Annotated in this window: 21 protein-coding genes; 17 read left to right on the forward strand and 4 right to left on the reverse strand. The window is 35.5% G+C overall.

Annotated features, from left to right (window positions below; genetic code table 11):
• Positions 1-3 precede the first annotated feature (3 nt).
• Complete coding sequence (gene rpoC / locus JZO69_RS07855) at positions 4-3657, forward strand: DNA-directed RNA polymerase subunit beta' (RefSeq protein ID WP_277989626.1); 3654 nt, start codon at positions 4-6, stop codon at positions 3655-3657.
• A 48-nt stretch (positions 3658-3705) separates the two neighbouring features.
• Here the strand turns inward: rpoC and JZO69_RS07860 are convergent, their stop codons facing one another.
• The gene (locus tag JZO69_RS07860) at positions 3706-4425 is read right to left on the reverse strand and encodes a glucosamine-6-phosphate deaminase (protein ID WP_207112337.1); all 720 of its coding nucleotides are present in this window, start codon (positions 4423-4425) and stop codon (positions 3706-3708) included.
• Positions 4426-4679: 254 nt separating this feature from the next.
• On the opposite strand from JZO69_RS07860, the gene JZO69_RS07865 reads away from it, so the two are divergent.
• The 6 genes from JZO69_RS07865 to msrA all read left to right on the forward strand — a co-directional run bounded on the left by JZO69_RS07865 (position 4680) and on the right by msrA (position 9142).
• Positions 4680-5576: a helix-turn-helix domain-containing protein gene (locus JZO69_RS07865; protein WP_207112338.1), complete on the forward strand. Its 897-nt coding sequence runs from the start codon at positions 4680-4682 to the stop codon at positions 5574-5576.
• 278 nt (positions 5577-5854) lie between these two features.
• Entirely contained in the window at positions 5855-6061 is a 207-nt protein-coding gene (locus tag JZO69_RS07870) for a hypothetical protein (RefSeq protein ID WP_207112339.1), read from the forward strand.
• A gap of 33 nt (positions 6062-6094) precedes the next feature.
• Positions 6095-6991 (forward strand): ABC transporter ATP-binding protein, encoded by an 897-nt coding sequence (locus tag JZO69_RS07875; protein WP_207112340.1) that lies wholly within the window; start codon positions 6095-6097, stop codon positions 6989-6991.
• 12 nt (positions 6992-7003) lie between these two features.
• Positions 7004-7726 carry a hypothetical protein gene (locus JZO69_RS07880; protein ID WP_086314674.1) on the forward strand — a complete coding sequence of 241 codons (723 nt, stop codon included), beginning with the start codon at positions 7004-7006 and terminating at the stop codon, positions 7724-7726.
• A 27-nt stretch (positions 7727-7753) separates the two neighbouring features.
• On the forward strand, positions 7754-8317 hold the full coding sequence (locus JZO69_RS07885) for a hypothetical protein (protein WP_207112341.1): 564 nt from the start codon (positions 7754-7756) through the stop codon (positions 8315-8317).
• Positions 8318-8608: 291 nt separating this feature from the next.
• Positions 8609-9142 (forward strand): peptide-methionine (S)-S-oxide reductase MsrA, encoded by a 534-nt coding sequence (msrA, locus tag JZO69_RS07890; protein WP_207112342.1) that lies wholly within the window; start codon positions 8609-8611, stop codon positions 9140-9142.
• A 45-nt stretch (positions 9143-9187) separates the two neighbouring features.
• Here msrA and JZO69_RS07895 read toward each other — a convergent pair whose 3' ends face one another.
• On the reverse strand, positions 9188-9874 hold the full coding sequence (locus tag JZO69_RS07895; RefSeq protein WP_207112343.1) for a prepilin peptidase: 687 nt from the start codon (positions 9872-9874) through the stop codon (positions 9188-9190).
• A gap of 101 nt (positions 9875-9975) precedes the next feature.
• On the opposite strand from JZO69_RS07895, the gene JZO69_RS07900 reads away from it, so the two are divergent.
• The 3 genes from JZO69_RS07900 to JZO69_RS07910 all read left to right on the forward strand — a co-directional run bounded on the left by JZO69_RS07900 (position 9976) and on the right by JZO69_RS07910 (position 12917).
• Positions 9976-11505, forward strand: coding sequence for a gluconokinase (locus JZO69_RS07900; RefSeq protein WP_207112344.1), 1530 nt, complete (start codon positions 9976-9978; stop codon positions 11503-11505).
• 62 nt (positions 11506-11567) lie between these two features.
• A complete protein-coding gene (locus tag JZO69_RS07905) occupies positions 11568-12305 on the forward strand; it encodes a DUF5105 domain-containing protein (RefSeq protein WP_207112345.1) in 738 nt (245 codons plus the stop codon).
• A gap of 123 nt (positions 12306-12428) precedes the next feature.
• The gene (locus tag JZO69_RS07910) at positions 12429-12917 is read left to right on the forward strand and encodes a Dps family protein (RefSeq protein WP_069640423.1); all 489 of its coding nucleotides are present in this window, start codon (positions 12429-12431) and stop codon (positions 12915-12917) included.
• 55 nt (positions 12918-12972) lie between these two features.
• Here the strand turns inward: JZO69_RS07910 and argH are convergent, their stop codons facing one another.
• Together argH and JZO69_RS07920 are read right to left on the reverse strand one after the other, a co-directional pair.
• Positions 12973-14358, reverse strand: a complete 1386-nt coding sequence (gene argH / locus JZO69_RS07915) for an argininosuccinate lyase (RefSeq protein WP_207112346.1) — start codon at positions 14356-14358, stop codon at positions 12973-12975.
• A gap of 224 nt (positions 14359-14582) precedes the next feature.
• Positions 14583-15788, reverse strand: a complete 1206-nt coding sequence (locus tag JZO69_RS07920; protein WP_207112347.1) for an argininosuccinate synthase — start codon at positions 15786-15788, stop codon at positions 14583-14585.
• Positions 15789-16152: 364 nt separating this feature from the next.
• Between JZO69_RS07920 and rplM the strand changes: the two genes are divergently transcribed.
• From rplM to JZO69_RS07955, 7 genes are all read left to right on the forward strand, one after another.
• On the forward strand, positions 16153-16599 hold the full coding sequence (gene rplM, locus JZO69_RS07925; protein WP_303393681.1) for a 50S ribosomal protein L13: 447 nt from the start codon (positions 16153-16155) through the stop codon (positions 16597-16599).
• Positions 16600-16612: 13 nt separating this feature from the next.
• On the forward strand, positions 16613-17005 hold the full coding sequence (gene rpsI / locus JZO69_RS07930) for a 30S ribosomal protein S9 (protein ID WP_010762225.1): 393 nt from the start codon (positions 16613-16615) through the stop codon (positions 17003-17005).
• Positions 17006-17386: 381 nt separating this feature from the next.
• Entirely contained in the window at positions 17387-17587 is a 201-nt protein-coding gene (locus JZO69_RS07935) for a hypothetical protein (protein WP_207112348.1), read from the forward strand.
• A 766-nt stretch (positions 17588-18353) separates the two neighbouring features.
• The gene (locus JZO69_RS07940; protein ID WP_010761887.1) at positions 18354-18650 is read left to right on the forward strand and encodes a WXG100 family type VII secretion target; all 297 of its coding nucleotides are present in this window, start codon (positions 18354-18356) and stop codon (positions 18648-18650) included.
• A 73-nt stretch (positions 18651-18723) separates the two neighbouring features.
• Positions 18724-22104 (forward strand): type VII secretion protein EsaA, encoded by a 3381-nt coding sequence (gene esaA / locus JZO69_RS07945; protein ID WP_207112349.1) that lies wholly within the window; start codon positions 18724-18726, stop codon positions 22102-22104.
• 32 nt (positions 22105-22136) lie between these two features.
• Positions 22137-22631 carry a hypothetical protein gene (locus tag JZO69_RS07950; protein WP_207112350.1) on the forward strand — a complete coding sequence of 165 codons (495 nt, stop codon included), beginning with the start codon at positions 22137-22139 and terminating at the stop codon, positions 22629-22631.
• 14 nt (positions 22632-22645) lie between these two features.
• Positions 22646-22906, forward strand: a complete 261-nt coding sequence (locus JZO69_RS07955; protein WP_207112351.1) for a type VII secretion protein, YukD family — start codon at positions 22646-22648, stop codon at positions 22904-22906.
• The last annotated feature ends 3 nt before the right edge of the window (positions 22907-22909 follow it).

The raw sequence follows: 22909 nt of genomic DNA on the forward strand, positions 1-22909 counted from the left end.
CTTTTGATCGATGTAAATAAATTCGAAAGTATGCAAATAGGTTTAGCTTCTCCAGAAAAGATCAGAAGCTGGTCTTACGGTGAAGTAAAGAAACCCGAAACGATTAACTACCGTACGTTAAAACCTGAACGTGAAGGTTTATTCTGTGAACGCATTTTCGGTCCAACTAAAGACTGGGAATGTGCGTGTGGAAAATATAAACGTATTCGTTATAAAGGTATCGTTTGTGACCGTTGTGGTGTAGAAGTAACTCGTTCTAAAGTTCGTCGTGAACGTATGGGACACATCGAGTTAGCAGCACCTGTTTCACATATCTGGTATTTCAAAGGTATTCCATCTCGTATGGGGCTTGTATTAGACATGAGTCCACGTGCCTTAGAAGAAATCATTTACTTTGCATCTTATGTGGTAATTGATGCCGGAGATACATCTTTAGAGAAAAAACAATTATTAACAGAGCGCGAATATCGCGATAAACGTGATCAATATGGTCAAGGTTTTACTGCAGCAATGGGTGCAGAAGCTGTTAAACAATTATTAGACAACGTTGATTTAGATGGCGAAGTTGCTGGTTTGAAAGAAGATTTGAAAACAGCACAAGGTCAAAAAAGAACGCGTGCGATTCGTCGTTTGGATATTTTAGAAGCATTCCGTGCTTCTGGAAACTTACCAAGCTGGATGGTTATGGATGTTATTCCTGTAATCCCACCAGATTTGCGCCCAATGGTTCAACTAGAGGGTGGACGTTTTGCGACAAGTGATTTGAATGACTTATACCGTCGTGTAATCAACCGTAACAACCGTCTAAAACGTTTATTAGACTTAAATGCACCAAGTATCATTGTACAAAATGAAAAACGTATGCTTCAAGAAGCCGTTGATGCGTTGATCGATAATGGTCGTCGTGGCCGTCCAGTTACTGGGCCAGGTAACCGTCCATTGAAATCTCTTTCTCATATGTTGAAAGGGAAACAAGGTCGTTTCCGTCAAAACTTACTGGGTAAACGTGTGGATTACTCTGGTCGTTCAGTTATCGTCGTAGGACCTAACTTGAAAATGTACCAATGTGGTTTGCCAAAAGAAATGGCGATTGAACTATTCAAACCTTTTGTAATGCGTGAATTAGTTCAACGCGAAATTGCAACAAACATCAAAAACGCAAAACGTAAAATCGAACGCGGAGAAGATGAAGTTTGGGATATCTTGGAAGAAGTTATTCAAGAACATCCAGTATTGCTTAACCGAGCACCTACACTACACAGACTTGGTATCCAAGCCTTTGAACCAGTGTTAGTTGAAGGCCGCGCAATCCGTCTTCACCCATTAGTTTGTGAAGCCTACAATGCCGATTTCGATGGAGACCAAATGGCCGTTCACGTTCCATTGAACGAAGAAGCACAAGCTGAAGCACGTATGTTGATGCTAGCTGCTCAAAACATTTTGAATCCAAAAGATGGTAAACCAGTTGTAACACCTTCTCAAGATATGGTCTTAGGTAACTATTACCTAACAATGGAAGAAGAAGGACGTGAAGGGGAAGGTATGATCTTCCGCGACATGAACGAAGCTGTTTTAGCATGGCGTAATGGATATGTGCATTTACACTCACGTATCGGTGTTCAAACAACATTACTTGGCGACAAACCATTTACAGATTGGCAAAAAGAACGTATTTTGATTACAACTGTAGGTAAGATTATCTTTAATGAAATCATGCCTGTAGAATTCCCTTACTTGAATGAACCAACAGACTACAACTTAACAGTGCAAACGCCTGATAAATATTTTGTAGAAGCTGGTACAGATATTCCTGCACACATTAAAGCAGAAGAATTAGTTTTACCATTCAAGAAGAAAAACTTAGGAAACATCATTGCTGAAGTCTTCAAGAGATTCCATATCACTGAAACTTCTAAGATGCTTGATAGAATGAAAGACTTAGGTTATAAACATTCTACTCATGCTGGTATGACCGTTGGTATCGCTGATATCATGGTATTGCATGAGAAACAAGAAATCATTGATGATGCCCATAAACAAGTAGAAAATATCACGAAACAATTCCGTCGTGGTCTGATTACAGATGACGAACGTTATGAACGTGTTATTGCTGTTTGGAACAAAGCCAAAGATGAGATCCAACAAAAACTGATCGAAAGTATGGATGCTAAAAATCCAATCTTCATGATGTCAGATTCCGGTGCCCGTGGTAACATCTCCAACTTTACTCAGCTTGCTGGTATGCGTGGACTGATGGCCGCACCGAATGGACGTATCATGGAACTGCCGATCATCTCTAACTTCCGTGAAGGACTTTCTGTCTTAGAGATGTTTATCTCTACCCATGGAGCTCGTAAAGGGATGACCGATACAGCCTTGAAGACAGCCGATTCAGGTTACTTGACTCGTCGTTTAGTTGACGTTGCTCAAGATGTAATCATTCGTGAAGACGATTGTGGAACTGATCGTGGTTTAGTTATTCAATCTATTCGTGAAGGTAATGAAATCATTGAACCGTTAGAAGAACGTTTACTTGGTCGTTACACACGTAAATCTGTGATTCATCCTGAAACTGGCAAAGTGATTGTTGGTGAAGATCAACTAATTTCAGAAGATCTTGCAAGAGAGATTATTGACGCTGGTATTGAAACAGTAACTATTCGTTCCGTATTTACATGTAATACGAAACACGGTGTATGTAAACATTGTTATGGCCGTAACTTGGCAACTGGTTCAGGTGTTGAGGTTGGGGAAGCAGTTGGTACAATTGCCGCTCAATCAATCGGAGAGCCTGGTACTCAGTTAACAATGCGTACCTTCCATACAGGTGGGGTTGCCGGAGATGATATTACTCAAGGTCTACCTCGTGTCCAAGAAATCTTTGAAGCACGTAATCCTAAAGGACAGGCAGTCATCACAGAAGTTACTGGTGAAGTCATCGATATTTCTGAAGATCCTGCAACACGTCAAAAAGAAGTAACAATCAAAGGAAAAACTGATACTCGTACGTATACAGTTCCTTATACTGCTCGTATGAAAGTTGCTGAAGGCGATACGATTCATCGTGGTGAACCATTGACAGAAGGTTCGATCGATCCTAAACAATTACTACAAGTTCGTGATGTATTATCAGTTGAAAACTACCTATTGCGTGAAGTGCAACGTGTGTACCGTATGCAAGGGGTGGAAATTGGTGATAAACATATCGAGGTAATGGTCCGTCAAATGCTTCGTAAAGTTCGTGTCATGGATCCAGGTGACACTGAAATCTTACCAGGTACATTACTAGATATCGCTGAATTTAAAGATCGTAACTATGACACATTAGTAGCCGGTGGCGTTCCTGCAACAAGCCGTCCAGTCTTACTAGGAATCACAAAAGCATCATTAGAAACAAACAGTTTCTTATCTGCTGCGTCATTCCAAGAAACAACTCGTGTGTTAACAGACGCTGCGATTCGTGGTAAAAAAGACCCATTACTTGGTTTGAAAGAAAATGTTATCATCGGTAAGATCATCCCAGCTGGTACTGGTATGGCTCGTTACCGTAACATGGAACCAAAAGAAGTTGGCGTAGCGAGCGAAAATGTCTACAGTATCTCTGATATTGAAGCACAAATGGCTGCTGAAGATGCTTTGAATGAGTTGAATAAATAATAAATAATAAAAAGGCTTGAAATCAATCGATTTCAAGCCTTTTTTTGTTTAATCAAGTTCTGACGCTGCATCTTGATCTAAAACAATCGTTAAATTAGGGTGTGTTTGTAATAAAGAAGCGGGTACTTCATTTGTGATTGGACCGAAGAAAGCGCGTTTGATGATAGCGGCTTTTTTCTTGCCCGTAGCAAAGAGCACAATTTCTTTTGCATGCATCACGCTTTTTGGTCCCATCGTAACATAAAAGTCTGGGCGTTCATTTTCATCTCCGCCGACTTCACTTAATAAGATCTCTTTCATATTTTCAGTAGCATTTTCTCCTACATAAGAAGTTAAATCTTCAAATTTGGTTGTTCCTGGCAGGTTTCCGCAATAATGACCGTCTGCTCCGATTCCTAATAAAATCAAATCTAATCCGCCATCTTGCTCAATTCTTTTATCTTGAGTTTTGTAGTTATTTTCGTCTAAAGGATGAATCTGGCTTTCAGGAATGTCTGCTGGTTTAAAGAAAAGATCAGTGAGGTTTGTCATGGTTACGCCATATCCTTTTCTTTGTTTGAACGGGATCTCATCGAAGTTGTAATAATGAACATTATCAAGATAAGATTTGTTTTTTACATCTGAAACTAAGTATTCATACATTTTAATGGGTGTTGAGCCAGCGGTTATAGCTAAGTTTACTCGTTTTTGTTGGTACATTTTACCTAGTAGAATATTTGCAGCAACTCGGCTCATTTTTTCGTAGTTTTCTTCAATAATAATTTTCATTTTTTGAACAGCTCCTTCTTTTTATTTAACTTATCATATGGGAACCATCCCATGTCAATGGGGTTTTATAGATGAAATGAGTTTAGTATATATCTTATGTGTACCAATAAGTTCAGAATAGCATAGAATTACAGTTACTTGGTTGAAAGGCAGTCAATAAATGGAAAAATTTTCCTGATAAGTAGTTGTAATTATACTTAGACTAAAATATAATTAACATACTGAACAAATAGGGGTTTGAGGATGGTGAAATTATGGATATAAAGTTAGAATTAGGAAAAAAAATCCGTATGTTTCGAGAACAAAAAGGTCAAAGTAGAGAAGCGTTTTGTGATGATGAGCTAGAATTGACTGTTAGACAACTTTCTAGAATAGAAGCTGGAGAGTCATTACCCACACTACCGAAACTTACATATATATCAAAACAACTTTCTCTACCTATTTCACACCTAATTAACGAAAATGAAATCACGTTGCCTAAACGCTATATCCAGTTGAAAATGAATTTGTTCAAAAGACCTCCGCAATATAATGATGCGATGAAAAAAATGGTCGAGGACACCTTTGAGGAAATATATGAAGACTACTACGAGACTTTACCTGAAGAAGAGCAACTTTTAATGGATACTGCTCAGTCACAAAATGATGTAAATCTTTCAAAGAAAATCGATTTTGGTGAAGGAATACTACAAGACTATTTTTTTCAAATTAGGAAAAAAAGAGAGTTTTCTGAAAATGATTTGTTAATTGTAGATTTATATTTTGCCTGTTGTTTTTACAAGCCATTTGATAATCAAGAGTTTGATACTTTGGTGGAGAAGATATTGGAACAAGTAAACTACAGCTCGGAGTTTGGCTTGATTCTCCTAAATAGAATTCTTGTTACGATAATGGGTCTATATATTATTTCTAATAGATATGATAAAATTTTGAATATTACAAAGATTTCAAATACTATAATGAAGATGAGTCAGGACTTTCATCAAAAACCGATCATTGATATGCTTGAAGGAAAGTATTGGTTGTATTTTAATCACCTAGAAAATGGGAATAAAAAGTATAATGATGCAATATTACTTGCTCAATTACATGGTGAGGAGCTATTATCAGATAGAATTAAGCAAGAATGGGAAGAAGATTTAAATAGTTAATTATAGACTGTGGAGACATAATTATGTTTCCACAGTCTTTTTTCTAATTATTTAGGAATGTTAATAACCGGACAAAGATGTCCTGTTAGAAAAAAGGATAAAACAGTAAAGTAATACATATCAGGAAGACCTAAATAGAAAAGGAAAGGAGGAATTAGAGTATGAAATTATGGAGTATCTTATGCAATCTTTGGTGGAGAATAACTTGAGTAAGTATAAAACTATAACATGAGAGAAAAAACATAAATAATTAGCTACTAAAAAGGGAGGGGATATTCATGACAAAGATAAAATATTTTATTGAGGATGAAGAAGTTATACATAGAAAATTAGTTATTGTAAATGATAGTAATGAAGATAAATTACTGAAAATACTTAATAGAGGCGAGCTATTGAAAATTGTTATGCTCCCTCAAAAAACAGAAAAGGAATTACTTTTTGACTATTTGAATGTAGAAGATGTTGAAGTACTAGAAATAAAGTAAAGAAAATCCAGTTAAATTATAGGAGTGATAAACATGCAGGAAGTTAGAATGAATAACTATTTATTAAAAACGAAGAGTTTAGTAAAAAAATATAAAGATTATCATGCAGTAAATGAAGTCTCAATGACGATCAATCAAGGAGATATTTACGGATTTATTGGCAAGAATGGTGCAGGTAAGACAACTTTTATTCGGATGTTAACGAATTTAATCGAGAAAAGTTCAGGTAGTATCGAATTTTTTAATAGTAAGGAAAAAATAAGAGTTGGTGCTGTAATAGAATCACCAGCATGTTATCCCTACCTATCTGCCCAAGAGAATTTGAATTATTATGCTATCCAAATGAATTTACCTGATAGGAAAAATCGTATTAAAGAAGTGCTTGAGTTTATTGGGCTAGGATCTGTTGGTAAGAAAATGTTTAAAGACTTTTCTTTAGGCATGAAGCAGCGCTTAGGTATTGGGTTAGCTATTTTGAATAACCCTAATCTACTTATTTTGGATGAACCAACCAATGGTTTGGATCCACAAGGGATAGTTGAAATTAGAGAAATCATAAAAAAATTAAATAGAGAGTACAAAACGACTATCTTAGTATCAAGTCACATTTTATCAGAATTATCCATGATAGCGACAAGATACGGAATCATTCATCAAGGAAAATTGATTAAAGAAGTGACAACACAAGAACTTGAGAATGAATGTAAAAAAACAATTCTATTATCGAGCATGGACAATCAAAAATGCCAGAATATTTTAGAAAAAGAAGGTTATGTCGTGAATAGTGATGATGTTGGATTAGTAGTTAGTGCAGAAAAGTCTGAAATGCCAAGCATTTCTCAGGTTCTATTTAACAACCAATTGTATCTTACTTATTTTTCATACAAAGAAGAAAGTCTAGAAGACTACTATTTAAAATTAACAGAGTAAAGGGGAATTTATATGTTAAATCTATTAAAATCAGATACTTATAGAATTTTAAAAGGAAAACTTGGTTTTTATTCAGTCGCAGGTTTAATTTTATTCGGAATATTTTTTGGAATAGTGAGAGATGATACACCGAGTTTAGAAGTGATCCAAGATGGCTTATCCAGTGCTTCGATTTTTGTTTCAATTTTTATGATCAATATTTTTATTATTGTTTGGGGTCATGAGTTTATGAATCGGGTCGTCAATAATTCATTGATTTTTGGGATTAAAAGATGGGTCTATTTTCTAAGTAAAGTTGCATTAACCTTTATTCTGGTATTTATCTTTTTAGTAATTTATACAGGATCATTAGCAAGTACGGTGTGGTTTACAGGTGGCGGGTTTTCTCTGTTTGAAATGGCAAAAATAATGTTGTTACAACTGCCATTGTATTTTGCAGTCAGTCTTATAGGTGTGTTGTTATTTAATGTAATTAAATCAAGTAATGTTGCAACTGCGGTATTTGTGGCACTAATTTTAGTAGGAGAAGGGCTCGCCTCAAGTTTTGTTTCAAGTTATTTTTCAGCAGCCAACTCATTATTAGACACGTTATTATTTACTAATATTAGACAATTGACGGACTATCAAAATGTATCAAACCAGACATTTGTAATTGTTTTTAGTAGTGCATTAGTTTACAGCATTATATTTTATGTATGCAGCTATACTTTGTTCAAAGAAAGAGATTTTAAATAATAAAAAGAGAAGAAAGAAGTGAATCATATGAAAAAGAAACTAATGATTTTGATCCTTGTGGTCGCAGCTGTTCTCTTTGTCGGCTATACAACGATGCGCTCAGATAAAACGACAAAAGACATAACGAAAGAATGGAGCCTTTCAACAGATGTGATTGAATCGCTATCGTTATTGGGTGCAGAACAAAATGTTAAGACAACGATCATTGAAACGGATAAAGAAAAAACAGTAGTTAAATTAGCTGGAAAAGTATCTGATAAAACAGAAAAAGAACTCAATAAGACAACGGTTAAGAAAACGAATTTGGAAATTACATTATCTGATATAGATGGCTTCAAATTGATGCCAAGTAACGATGGGAAAAGTGAACTAGAAATGCAGATTTTCTTAGGCAAAAATGCAAGTATAAAACATTTAAAAATAGAGTCAATCGTAGGAAATGTTGATGTTACTGTTCCACAAAGTTTTCAAGGTAAGTATGTGACGACCGCCAAAAATGGTGGAGAAGTTTTAGAAGTTCCAGATACAAGTAAAGATCAGGATGAAGTTATAGAAATTAACACCATTGGAGATATTCGCATTAAAAAGTAAGGAGAATGTATTATGTATTGTTGAATAAAGTAAGTAAAAAGATAAACGCTTTAGTATTTTATTCATAGAAGATACAAACGCAACCTTGTTCATTAGGTACAGGTTGCGTTTTTTTGTTTGTAATAGTAACGAACAGTATGATGAGATAAGTTGATTTTTTAGTGTATCATCTTTAGGCTATCTTGACTTTTAGTTTTTCACTCATTATTGAAGGGATCTTTTATTGTAGGCAAATCAATATCATTATTTTTTAATTCGGCTTATGATAAAGAAAAAAGAGGTGAGGGAATCATGGAACATAATTACGAAAAAGCGATTTTTGCTGGTGGTTGTTTTTGGTGTATGGTAAAGCCTTTTGACTCTCAACCAGGCATTATTTCTGTGGTATCAGGATATACAGGTGGACATGTTGAAAACCCAACTTATGAACAAGTTACAACAGGAACAACGGGCCATACAGAAGCAGTTGAAATAACGTATGATCCCACGATTATGTCATACGAAAAACTAGTGGAAACTTACTGGCAACAAACAGATCCGACAGATGCACTAGGACAATTTGCAGATCGTGGTGATTCTTACCGTCCTGTTATCTTTTATGCAAATGAATCGCAAAAAGAAATTGCGGAAAAATCAAAAGCAACACTACAAGCAAGTGGTCGCTTTACTCAGCCAATCGTTACAAAAATTGAACCTGCTAAACCTTTTTATTTAGCAGAGGATTATCATCAAGATTATTACAAAAAACATAGCGTACACTATAATCTATATAAAGAAGGTTCTGGTCGTGCTGGATTTATTCGGAAAAATTGGAAAAATAAATAACTGAGAGATGCGAAACAAAAGTGATATTTCCTTTTGTTTCGTTATTCATTTACATAAAATTACAATAAATAGTCCGATACTTAAAAAAGGAACAAAGGGCAGTTGTCGTATGCTTTTCTTTAAAACATATTGGCAAAATAAAATAAAGAACAATCCACTGCTACTAGCACAGAAAAGTAAAAAGATAAGTGATTCACTGCCTAAAAGCGCGCCCCATAAAGTTAATAGGATAATGTCTCCATCTCCTACAGAATCAGGAAAAAAATAGTTTATACCATGCAAACCAAGAAAACTAAGGATACTTGTCAAAAGATAAATCGGCAACGTCAAATAAATATGCCAGATACATAATAAAAAAGCTAACGGATAAAAAATTTTAGGTTCAACGATTAAATAAAAAATATCTGTTAAAGATAAGAGGACGGCTGTAAATAAAAAACAAAGCCAATATAATGAATGAACAGGCTTAAAAATCATAAAGAAACAAAGCCAACCACAGATCAGTTCGCTCAAAAAATAAACAGACGATAACCTATGCTCGCAATAACGGCAACGAAAACGTAGAAAAATAATAGAAATAATCGGAATCAACTCAAAAAATTTCAACTTAGTTTGGCAATAAGAACAATGAGAAGCAGGAAATATGATAGATTTTCCTATCGGGATTCGTTCAGCCGCTAAACAAAGAAAAGATCCTATCACACAACCAACAACAAAATAAATAACTAACATAAAAAATCTCCTTTCATAAATAAATACGTAAAAAAACTTCTTTTTTACTAGACAACTCATTTTTTATTAGGAATAATGAAAGTGAGAAATGGGGCGAGAAAATGGAAAAAATAGCAATTGGTGTGGATATTGGGACCACTCAGACGAAGGCAGTTGCCTTTAATGAAGATGGAACAGTTCGGACAACAGCTTATGTTCGTTATCCGCTCATTCAAGAAACAGAAGGTATGGCAGAGCAAGAGGTGGACCAGATCTTTCAAGCAGTTATTACCTGTATCAAACAAGTGATAACTAACGTACAACCCCATAAAATTTCACTGATCTCCTTTTCTACAGCGATGCATGGGCTAATTGTAATGGATAAAAATAATCAACCTCTAACAAGAGTGATCACATGGGCGGATAATCGGGCGGAAAAATATGCAGAGGAGTTGAAGGATACAGCTCTAGGGCAAACAATATATCAAAATACTGGATTGCCGATGCATCCGATGACGCCTTTTCACAAAATTCGTTGGCTGAAAGAAGAAATGCCGGAAATCTATGATCAAGCAGCAAAGTTTATTGGGATGAAAGAGTATCTTTTTTACCAATTATTTGATCAATATATTACAGATATCAGCACAGCTTCAGGGACAGGCTTTTTAAATATTCATGATCTTACTTGGGATAAACAAGCTTTATCTGATATGGGCGTTAAGGAAGATCAGCTTCCAACCTTAGTCAAACCAACCCATCAATTAACTAAATTAAAAGCTCATTGGAAGGAACTTTTAGGTTTATCAGAAGAAACGGTTTTTGTATTAGGCGGAGCAGATGGACCGTTATCTAATTTGGGATTAGGTGCTATAACTAAAGGAACAGCGACTTTGACAGTCGGGACAAGTGGAGCTTTGCGCTATACCGTTGAACAGCCGTATACTCATCCTCAAGCAGAAACTTTTTGTTGTGTGCTGGATGAAAATCACTGGGTGATCGGCGGAGCTACTAGTAACGGGGCAGGAATTTTTGATTGGGCGTGTGAAACGTTATTAAAAGAAGTTCAGACTAACGCCTGTGAGTCTCTACGCAACCCATATGATGCAGTAATGGATCTTGTGAAAGAAACTCCGGTGGGCGCTAAAGGATTAATGTTTCATCCGTATTTATTAGGTGAACGCGCCCCTTTGTGGGATGCAGAAGCTACGGGTAGTTTTGTTGGTTTGAAGAGAAATCATGATGATAAAATCATGATGCGCGCTGTGGTTGAAGGAATTTGTTTGAATTTGAAGCGGATTTTAACAGAACTAGAAGAGCTAGGTGGAACGGTAAACGAAATTCGTGCAACGGGCGGTTTTGCTGACTCAGAAGTGTTTAAAAAAGTAATGGCTGATGTTTTTGGTTATCCACTGTCACTAACTGAAAGTATTGAAGCATCAGCTTTAGGTGCTGTTATACTAGGCTGGCAAAGTTTAGGGGTAATTCTAGATTTAGAAACGGCGTGTGAGCAAGTAGAAATTTATGAAGTAATCGAACCAAATCGTGAAAATCATCAAGTTTATCAGCAGATATATCCATTGTACATTACAACACAGCAACAATTGTCCGCTAGTTATCATCAATTAGCGAAACTCAGGGCTGATTTAGAATAAATTATTTTGACAAATAACAGGTAACTTGCTTTACTATTAAGTAAGAGAACGGAGGAAAGGAAATGAAAAAAGTATGGATCGCTTCTTTGATTTTAGCGGGAATCTTTCTAACAAGTTGTGGTTCTAAAGGTATCTCGGCAGAAGATGCGGGAGAGTTGTTCGTTGACCGTCTTGTTTATCAAAAAGAAGAGAGTAAGTTTTCCAAAGAATTTCGTGATGGTAAACAGGCTGGAAAAGAGCTGGATGAAAATAGTAAAGCGTTTGAAGAAAATTTTGCAAAAGGATTATCTTCTACTGGCGCACAAGTACCAGAAAAACAGGCGAATCAGTTAACAAAGCAACTTTTACAACAAGTAAAAGAAAAAGCGACCTATAAAATTGTTCAAATAGATGAAACAAAAACCGGAGCAACGATCACCTATTATGTTACGGGCTTGGATTTAGTAAGTGCAATGCAGGAAATGACGCGACAACTAGTAAAAGACACGATCTCCCATCCGGAAATAGCTAAGGATGATCAAAAAACGTTGGAAGCCACATTTTCTATTTTGGAAGAGCGGGTCAAAGCAATCAAAATCAAAACAGATCCAGTTGCGTTGAAATTGCATTTAGAAAAAGAAAAGGGTAAGTGGTTTGTGCCGGATGATCAAATAGAAGCCGTATCTAATTTATTTATGGCGTTTATATCTGGTTCAAGTGACATGGATACGATGAATAAAGAGTTGCAAGAGGCGCTGAATGAAGTGGCTAAAGAGATTGTTGATTCGTTGGATACAATGCCGATTCCTAATGGCAATTAATTTCCCAGTTTAGAATAATTATTAAATAAAAAATGTTATAAAAATGAAAGATTTTAGTGTACTTTTTCGTCATTTCGTACTACAATAATAGATGTAGATAAAAACTTAGGAGGATGATGTATAATGAAATTTGAACAAACAAAAGAAGTATTAAATCAACTTGTTGCAGATCTAAGCCAGTTTTCAGTGGTAATCCACCAAACTCACTGGTATATGCGTGGCCCAGAATTCTTGACATTACACCCTAAAATGGACGAATACATGGACCAAATCAATGACCAATTAGATGTTGTATCTGAACGTTTGATTACATTAGATGGTGCTCCTTACTCAACATTACAAGAATTTGCTGATCATACTGGTATTTCAGATGAAATCGGCACATACGAACGTACAATTCCTGAACGTATGGAAAAATTAGTAGAAGGCTACCGCTATTTAGCAGATTTATATCAAAAAGGAATTGAAGTGTCTGGTGAAGAAGGCGACGATTCTACACAAGATATCTTTATTGCAAACAAAACAGATATCGAGAAAAATATCTGGATGTTGCAAGCAAAATTAGGTAAAGCACCTGGCATTGATGCAGATTCTCGTGCAAAAACTCGTTAACCAACAGAATTTGAAAGCTTATGAAAGATAGTTTTCTATCTTTCATAAGCTTTTTTTAGTTTTCTTCGCTTTCAAGTTTTTGCTTGCTACGCTCAATTGCTGCTTTCACTTGATCGAATCCAGTCCCGCCATACGAATGTCGACGTTCGATTGCTGTTTTTGAGGCGAGCGTTTGGTAGATGTCTGATTCGATCAAGGGTGTAATAGCTTGGTATTCGTTTAATGGAACATCTTGCAAATAAATTCCTTGTTTCGTACATTGTAATACTAATTTTCCAACCACTTCATGCGCTTGTCGGAAGGGCATTCCTTTGCTTGCAAGGTAGTCTGCCAGCTCTGTTGCGTTTGAAAAATCTTTTTCTGTCGATTTTTCCATTATTTCTTGATTTAGTTTCATTGTTTCTACCATGCCTGCCATGATCTCTAAACTAGTTAAAACTGTATGAGACGTATCAAACATGCCCTCTTTGTCTTCTTGCAGGTCTTTGTTATAAGCTAACGGTAAACCTTTTAAAACGGTTAAGAGGCTAAATAAATTGCCGTATACGCGACCAGATTTCCCTCGAATCAATTCTGCCATATCTGGGTTCTTTTTTTGAGGCATGATTGAGCTGCCGGTAGAAAAAGTATCCGTCAATTCAATAAACTGAAATTCGTGGCTGCACCATAAGATGATTTCTTCACAAAAACGAGAAAGATGCATCATTAAAATAGAACTGTTGCTAAGAAATTCTAAGATAAAATCCCGATCACTCACGCCGTCGAGGCTGTTTTCATAGACTGTAGAAAAACCTAATAATTCAGCTGAATATGCCCGATCTATCGGAAAAGTTGTTCCTGCAAGAGCGGCAGAACCTAGTGGAGATATATCGATTCGTTTCAAGCTTTCTGAGAAACGTTCTTGATCTCGCGTCAGCATGCCGTAATAAGCCATCATATGGTGGGCGAATGAAATGGGCTGTGCATGTTGTAAATGTGTATAACCAGGCATAATCGTCTCGATATTTGCTTCTGCTTTATTTACTAAAACCTGTCGGAATATATGGATTTTTTCAATAACGTCATGAACGATTTCTTTTAAGTAAAGATGCATATCCGTAGCGACTTGATCATTTCTACTGCGCCCTGTATGCAATTTTCCGGCCACAGATCCAATTTCTTTATGCAGATGTTTTTCAATGTTTAAATGAATATCTTCATTTTCTATACTAAATTCAAGTTCACCAGCTGTTAGCTTTTTCTGAATGGCATTGAGCCCAACAGTGATTTGCTCGGCTTCTTCTTCCGTTAAAATGCCTGTCTTAGCCAACATTTTTACATGAGCTAAACTTCCAGTGATATCTTGTTTGGCTAACTTTTGATCAAAAGGAATCGAAGCACCGAAAGCATCTATCCAGGCTTCGCTTTTTCCTTCAAAACGTCCGCCCCATAATTTTTCCATTATGCACACCTCATTTATGTATTATTATTCATTGTGATAAGAAAGGAGTGTGGGAAAAAACTAAAAAGCAGTTTTGCTCCACACACTATATCTGAATAAACAGTGATAAAAAAGTAGTCCCTTCTCATTTCTCGGAGCTAGTGGCTGTTATCTCAAGCTCAGTTATAAAAAAATATAAAAGTTAATCCATTGTGTAAATTCAATCTAGAGCAGCATAATGAATATTAATTATTTTTATTTAGAGTTGCTTGGACTTCTGCGTTAACCTTTGTTGGAAGTCCCCAGAGTTTGATGAAACCAACAGCAGCGTCTTGATCAAATGTATCGGCAGATGTATAAGTTGCTAGGTTTTCGTTATATAGACTGTTTGCTGATTTACGTCCCTCAACAATGGCATGACCTTTGAATAGTTTTACCCGAACTACACCATTCACATATTTTTGCGTAGATTTTAAGAAAGCAATCAAAGCATCGGTTAACGGATTGAACCATAGTCCATCATAAATGATTTGTGATAATTGATTTTCGATGATTGGCTTGAAGTGTGCTACTTCACGAACGAAGGTTAAATCTTCCAACTCTTTATGCGCTGTCATTAGTGTAATAGCTGCTGGACACTCATAAACTTCACGTGATTTGATTCCCACTAAACGATTTTCTACATGGTCGATTCGACCGATGCCGTGTTTACCAGCTAAATCATTTAACTCAAGGATTAGATCAGATAACAGCATTTCTTTGCCGTTGATAGCTGTAGGTACACCCTCGACGAAAGTCAACTCAATAATATCTGCTTCATCAGGTGCATTCTCTAAGCTAGCCGTTAATTCATAAGCCCCTTCTGGCGGAGTAGCCCAAGGATCTTCTAAAATGCCACATTCATTAGCACGACCCCAAAGGTTTTGATCGACAGAATAAGGATTGTCTAAATCGGCTGGGACTGGTACGCCTTTTTCTTTAGCATAATTGATTTCTTCTTCACGTGACCATTTCCATTCACGAACTGGAGCAATCACATTGAGCTCGGGTGCAAGAGCGTTGATCGCGACTTCAAAACGTACTTGATCATTCCCTTTTCCTGTACACCCGTGAGCAATTGTTGTCGCTCCAGTTTCGTGTGCTAACTCTACTAATTTTTTTGCAATGAGTGGGCGAGATAAAGCGGAAACTAATGGATAAGATTGTTCGTAAAATGTGTGACCTTGTAATGCAATCAAAGCAAAATCTTGCGCAAATTCTTCCTTGGCGTCAATGGTATAGGAGGCAGAAGCGCCAACTTCTAGAGCCTTATTTTTGATGAAGTCTAAGTCCTTCTTTTCACCAACATCTAAACAACAGGCGATCACATCATAGTCTTCGTCCACTAACCACTTAACAGCAACAGAGGTATCTAGTCCTCCAGAATAGGCTAAAACAACTTTTTCTTTCATGAGTAACACTCCTTATTTTCTAATTGTCTTTTTTGATTGTTCCCATCATATCACTTGAAAATACAAAAATCAACACTTTTTATAAATAAATATACATAAAAATAAATATTTTAGGAATAATATACATTTTTATTTTTAGGAGTTGCGTAATATACATTACGCATATTTTGGTATTTTACATTTTGAAGATTAGAAGTTATTTTTTTAGATCAGAAAAAGAAGAAGAAAAATCGCAGAAAACCTTAGAAATTCATTGACTTTACTAGAGATAGAAGGTATCATGTTAAATGGTATTGTTTGCCCCACAATGAGCCCCGGAAACTCAAGTGAATGTCAAACATCGAATAGAAAATTGGAGGAAAGAATCGTGCGTACAACATATATGGCCAAATCTGGCGAAGTAGAACGTAAATGGTATGTAGTAGATGCAACAGATATCCCAATGGGACGTCTATCAACTGTAGTTGCTTCTATCCTACGTGGAAAAAATAAACCAACATTCACACCACATGTGGATACTGGAGATTTCGTAATTGTAATTAATGCTGATAAAATCAAATTAACTGGTAACAAAGCAAGTGATAAAATTTACTACCGTCACAGCCAATACCCAGGTGGGTTGAAATCTGTTACTGCTGGTGAATTACGCGATAAAAACTCTCGTCGTTTAATCGAAACTTCTGTAAAAGGTATGCTTCCTAAAAACACTTTAGGCCGTAAACAATTTACTAAGTTGAACGTATACGGTGGAGCTGAGCATCCACATGCTGCACAACAACCAGAAGTATTAGATATTACTAACCTAATTTAAGGAGGGAAATTCATTGGCTCAAGTACAATATATCGGCACTGGCCGTCGTAAAAATGCAGTTGCCCGCGTACGTTTAGTACCTGGTACTGGTAAAATTACTGTAAATAAAAAAGATGTTGAAGAATATATTCCACACGCTGACTTGCGTGAAGTTATCAACCAACCATTTGGTGTAACTGAAACTAAAGGCGCTTATGATGTAATGGTAAACGTTAATGGTGGAGGCTACTCTGGTCAATCAGGTGCGATCCGTCACGGAATCGCTCGTGCATTATTAGAAGTAGATCCTGATTTCCGTGCTGCTTTAAAACGCGCTGGACTTCTTACTCGTGATGCTCGTATGGTAGAACGTAAAAAACCAGGTCTTAAGAAAGCTCGTAAAGCTTCACAATTCTCAAAACGTTAATTATTGGAGTCGTTGCGAATTTATTCGCTTACGAATACAATATGGGACGGAGATTTCGCAAGAAATTGAGTGCCATTCTATTGCAACAGTTCAAGACACTTTCCAGTTTTTGGAAGGTGTCTTTTTTTGATTTGGTTACGACGTATTACTAAGCCGTAATTGTTTCACCTTGATTAGATTCCCTATACTTCTCTAACTGTTTGATTGTATCAACTTTTGACTATTCATTGGCATGGCCATAAACATCTCGAATTATGTTAGAAGTTTCCGCATGTCCGACAAGAGCTGTGATAAATAAGCCATCAATCTCTTGGTTCAATAGGTCTGAAACAAAAGTATGTCTTAAATCGTATAAATAAGCTTTTTAATGATCAGGTAGTGATGAATTATCCCAAACTCATAAATTTGTTAACAACGCTTTTTACTGTTTTTGTAAATGATTCAGATGGAGTTATATGGAAAAAGTTAGAAGATTTGGATGAGAATAATTCTTCACCACTAATTTTAAAGATTAAAGAAGAGATAGCACAAGAGAACGAAATGGAAAAATACGAAAATTTTAATTGGATTGTAAATGAATAGGGATTCCTCTTGAAACCGAAATTCTATGACATACTTCCAATCAACTGTTTTAGTTCACTGCATACAGAAAAGCCAAAGAGATTTCCGTCTTTTCGGCTTTTTTGTATAGAGCATGAATGGTATTAATAAAAAGTCATCTGAGGTGCCTTTGTCAAGAATCCAAACAAAAAATGCGAAAGAATTGTTTGTTAATTGTTAAAAATAATCAAATAAAGAAAAATGTGGTTCACTTAGTATAAATAAGACCTTGAGTGTTTATATTGAACACTAAAAGATGCATTTAAATAACTCCATTTGATAAACTTATTGTAAAATAAATATTAAAATCAAAATAAATAGAAAGACGGATCTATTTATTTTGGTGCAAATAAAAAATATATAACATTAAAAAAATCCTAAATATAAAGTATTTAATTGTTACTAGTTTTCTTTAAATTCCTTGTTATGACTAGAAGAAACAATCAGAACATGTTTTAGTGATTTAGTCTATCAGGATAAGAAGTACAGTTTTAATGAAGAATCTTTTTTCTATCGAAAAACTTAGGAAGTTTCATCTATAATCAATTAGAATAAGTTTAAATTTATTTGGTAAAAATGATTTACAAATAAATAATATAAGTTTTCTTTATAAAAATAAAAATACCCAATTGGGAATAAATCTGTTTCTATAAATTATGATTTTTTTCTAAAAAACGTTGACAAGTTTACTTATTGACCGATATACTATTTATGTAAACAATTTTATTATAGAGTAGGAGAGATTATAATGGCAGGAGCAATTTCCGTCACACCCGAGCAACTGAAATCACAAGCAAAGGTTTATACACAATCACAACAACAAATCCAAGATGCGATTCGTAAAGTAAATTCAATGAATCAACAAATCGCACAAGAATGGAAAGGTCAAGCGTTTCAATCTTATTTAGAACAATACAATCAATTAGAAGGAAACGTTAAAAAAATGGAAGAATTATTAATTAGCATCAATAGTCAATTGAACAAGTATGCTGACACAGTAGCACAACGTGATCAACAAGATGCAAGTTCTTTCGGTTTAAACTAAATTAATTTTGAAATAAAGAAGCGTCAGTGCAATTCATTGCGCAGACGCTTTTTATTTAGGAGAGAAGAGCAAATTGAAAAACAAACTAAAAAAGTATCTTCCTGTTATTTCGGTCATTATCGGCAGCATATTGTTTTTATTTATTCTTTCTTATATTGGGTTTAAAAGCGATAATATCCAACAAACGTCTAATGAAAAGGTAACGAAAATGCAGTATGTGTTGGTAAATGAAGATAAGGGAACTCTTTTTGAAGGGAAAAAATACTCTTTAGGAACGGACTTTGTCACATTGATCAATCAAGACACTGCTAACCGTTGGGAGACTACGACTAGAGATATTGCTAGTCGTGGCGTTACAGATGGACAATTTGATGCACAAATTATTATTCCGCAAGATTTCTCTGAACGATTGCTTTCATTACAAAGTATAAATCCTGAAAAAGCTTTAGTAGAGTATCAAGTAAGAGAAGGTCAAAACGAGATAACCAATCAGGCGATTCAGGTAAAAGTGAATGATATTTTAAAAGATTTCAATCAAAGAATTGTGCAAATGTATTTTTCAAGTATTGTAGGGAATCTGTCAGAAGCCCAACAAAACGTCAATCAAATTGTTGGATTGGAAACAGACCACAAAAATAATTTGGAAAAAACAATTTATTTACCATTTAAAGAAGTACCGACTAATTTCTCGAGTGTTATTGATACAGCAAGTATTTTGGATGAAGACAATAAAATGTTTACATCCGAACAGAAAGCATTTGTTCAATCAGTGAAGCAATTGATGGAAAGTAACAATACTGGTTTAGAAGCAAATAGCCAATCAACAGAGGAAGTACAGAAATCTGTGAACGATTATGCAGATGAAGGAAATAAAAAATTAGAAACATCCATTAAACAGTTCAATGAGCAATTTGAGCTACAGAAAGAACAGTTAGCAACACAATGGCAAAATGACCTGAAAGGTTACAAAGCGCAATATGATGGTTTTGATGAGAGTATAAAAAATCAATTAGGGCTGTTTCTTACAAAAGGGTCTGAAGAATCTAAAGACACTGGCGTTTACGCGAATTTTTTAACGAATGCTTATGCATTTAAAGAAACACAAAGTAAGAGAATTAAAGAGTTAACAAGTGAAATAAAAGATTTGGAAAAACAAGTAACAGAATTAACAACTTTAAAAGAGGATGTTGCAGAAAAGTACTACAACGATAAAAATGCTAATCCAGAAACTGCGGAAGAAGACCGAGTGAAACTAGCTATTTCAAAATTAATATCACCTGTGGATAAAGATTCTGAGATTAAAGAAGATGGAGAATACTTAACTGCTGTAAAGAACGAACTTCAAAAATTACAAGAACAGGCACTTCCTTCGAGCACGGATTTTCCGATTCTCTTAGCAAAACTTTTAGGCGATGGACTACTTACGCAATCAGAAAGTGATAAATTAAGTGCTTCATATAATTTGGTGACGCATTATGATCCTACGCTCACAGATGGGAACGGGAATCAATTCAATATATTATCAACAGTTCCTAAAGAAGATATTTCATCTAATTTCAATGTAACGAACACAGTTACTATAGATTTGAAAAGGGCCAATCAGAGTATACAATTTGGACATATATTTAATACTGGAAGCGGAGGTAGGGTCGAAGTTATTAATATGGCAACAATCAGAGAAGATTTAGAAAGAGAAATCCTTCGTAATCTATCTGGTTCAGACTATACCGCAACAGTTTCTAATGATGAAAAACAGCTGACGATAGCAATTATACTTAAGGACACTGAAAGTACTGAACCGCCCAAAGCGCCTGTGAATTCTAACATGTCGTACACATTTGAGTCCCAAATACAATGGACATATCCGAATGATTCTAGTGATCATAATGAATATTATCAATGTAGTTACTTTTGGAAATGGAACAATTCAATCACAGCGTCTGGACAATTGGCCGCTTATATAGATAAAGACCAGCCTCTAAAGCAAGATTTACCTGAACTTTTTAGCCTTTTCACAACATTAACATCAGCTGCTGAGAAATTAACCACTATATACGCTGATCCGACTCAACAAGATATTGTTAGCTTTGCTGGCTATGTCACAAGTAATCCAGATAAATCATTCAATGAATTAGCTACGCCTAATTCTGTTTATTGGCTATACGATAATGTCACGGATACTAAAAAAGTTTCACAAATTTCGGAGTCGCTCTATAAAAATTATAGGGAAAACGGCGATAGTTTATATAACGATATTGTAGAGCAAATCGACAAATTAAACGCTACGATCGGAACAAGTACCGACAAAAATGAAGGCGAAGCGATGACTTTATATGGCACGTTAAATCTAATGACTGTACCAGATATGATGTTACAAGAAGCCTCGATTTTAGGTGAATGGTTCGATAAAGCAAGACAAGAAATCGATGGGACATATAATTCATGGAAAGAAACAGAACGAGTAGCACCAGAATCTGTTATCACGGAGACAAACACACATCCTGATAAAAATGATACAGCTGCAATCAACTCTACTACTGAAAACTTGGTGAAAAGTATCCAGACATTAGCTAGTAGTTCAAGAGAAACGGCTAAAACAACAGAAGAATCTGCGGCGCAAGTCAAAGACGTTGCACCAGTTATTCAAATCTTGAAAGAATCAACAAACAAGGTACAAACAGATGCAAATGGTATTTTAACAAATCTAGATAAAACTGTTACTGAAGTGGATGAAAAAACAAATGACAATGTGAAGTATGCTGAAACATTTGATAAAGTTCTTTCCAATACCAAAAATGGTGGTTCGGATAATTCGACGGTCTTTAACTTCCTATCAAATCCAATTCAAGAAAAAGGCGATTTTGGAAAAACAAGACAAAATTCTTTGATTCCATATTATGCAACGATCATCGCTGCATTTATTATTATTTTGGTCGCAATCGCGATGCAAAAACACATGAAGCGAAGAAAAGTATCTAAAACGGACTTGCTTATGAATCCATCAAGAGCTTGGTACAATACGTCAAATGTGATCGTGATACTGCTAAGCAGCGTTGCTTTGTCTAGCGCATTTGCCCTTAATTTGAGTCTAGTTGTTGGGATGAATGCAAAATTAGCTTGGTTTAGTTATGCCTTTTTAGTTTTACTAGCAGGATTGTTGCTGACACTTGGCTGCATGAGGCAATTCAGATTGCTGACGCTTTATCTTAGCGGCGCAATATTAGGACTATTCTTTATGCTGACACCCTTATTAGGAGTAGCTACTAAAGCAGGCACATTCGCCAATATATTGTATCGAGTATCACCATTACAAAATATTCAAAATGGCTTCACTGCGCTACTAAACGGAGGCAGTATCGGCTGGGTAAGTTATCTGGTTCTTGTGATCCTAGCAGTTAGCGGTATTCTATTGAATTTTTGGGTGAAACCAGAAGACAAAAAAGTGAAAGCATGATTCTTTTCTATTATTTTCAAGGGAGAAAAACGATGCAACATAGACTGAAAATTGATTTTAAAACGATTTTAAAAGGATTGCTTCTTTCTGTCCTGTTCATTTTCTTACAAAGTGTTCCTGTCCATGCAGATACTGGTGACTTAAAAATAAATAACCATGTGATCTACGATAAAAGTGAAGGTAGTCAGAGTAATTCTTCTACCTTTACGATTAATCAATTATTTATGAGAGATATGTCTGAGCAGGATAAACAATTAGATGAAGAAAAAATGAAGTTAATTACAAATGCACAACAAGAAGTTTTTGTGAAAGAAACACCAGTACAACGTACAGTTAACCAACAAATAACACCCCTTCTTTTCTCAAGCGGATATGTATTGAATGATAGTTTAGATTCTGGGGATTCAGGGTTAAAACAAGGAAACAACATCAGTTTTATTTTATTTTGTGTAGTCGGTGGATTTCTTGTTGTAGGCCTCGGAATTTTATTAGGCCGAGCATTTCCTACATGGGTAAAAAAAGGATAGGAAGGTAGAATTTTATGAGGAAAGACACATCTATTGGTATTGGATTACATGTGGGAAAACAAATTATTGATTTGCAGATTCCTATAAAAGTTTCTGGAAATCGTTTAAAAGAACTATTGAGAGAATCACTAGAATTATTGAACATCTCTTTACCAGAAACCTTTGAGTTAGAAGTAATAAATAAGTCAATTAAGTTAAACGGAGAAGTTCTTCTAGCAAACTATGCACTAGGCGATGGGGACCAATTAGTTGTTAGGGAAACGATGAAAAAGTAAAGG

Origin of the sequence: Candidatus Enterococcus ikei, from assembly GCF_017316105.1 — a bacterium.
Taxonomy (GTDB): domain Bacteria; phylum Bacillota; class Bacilli; order Lactobacillales; family Enterococcaceae; genus Enterococcus_L; species Enterococcus_L ikei.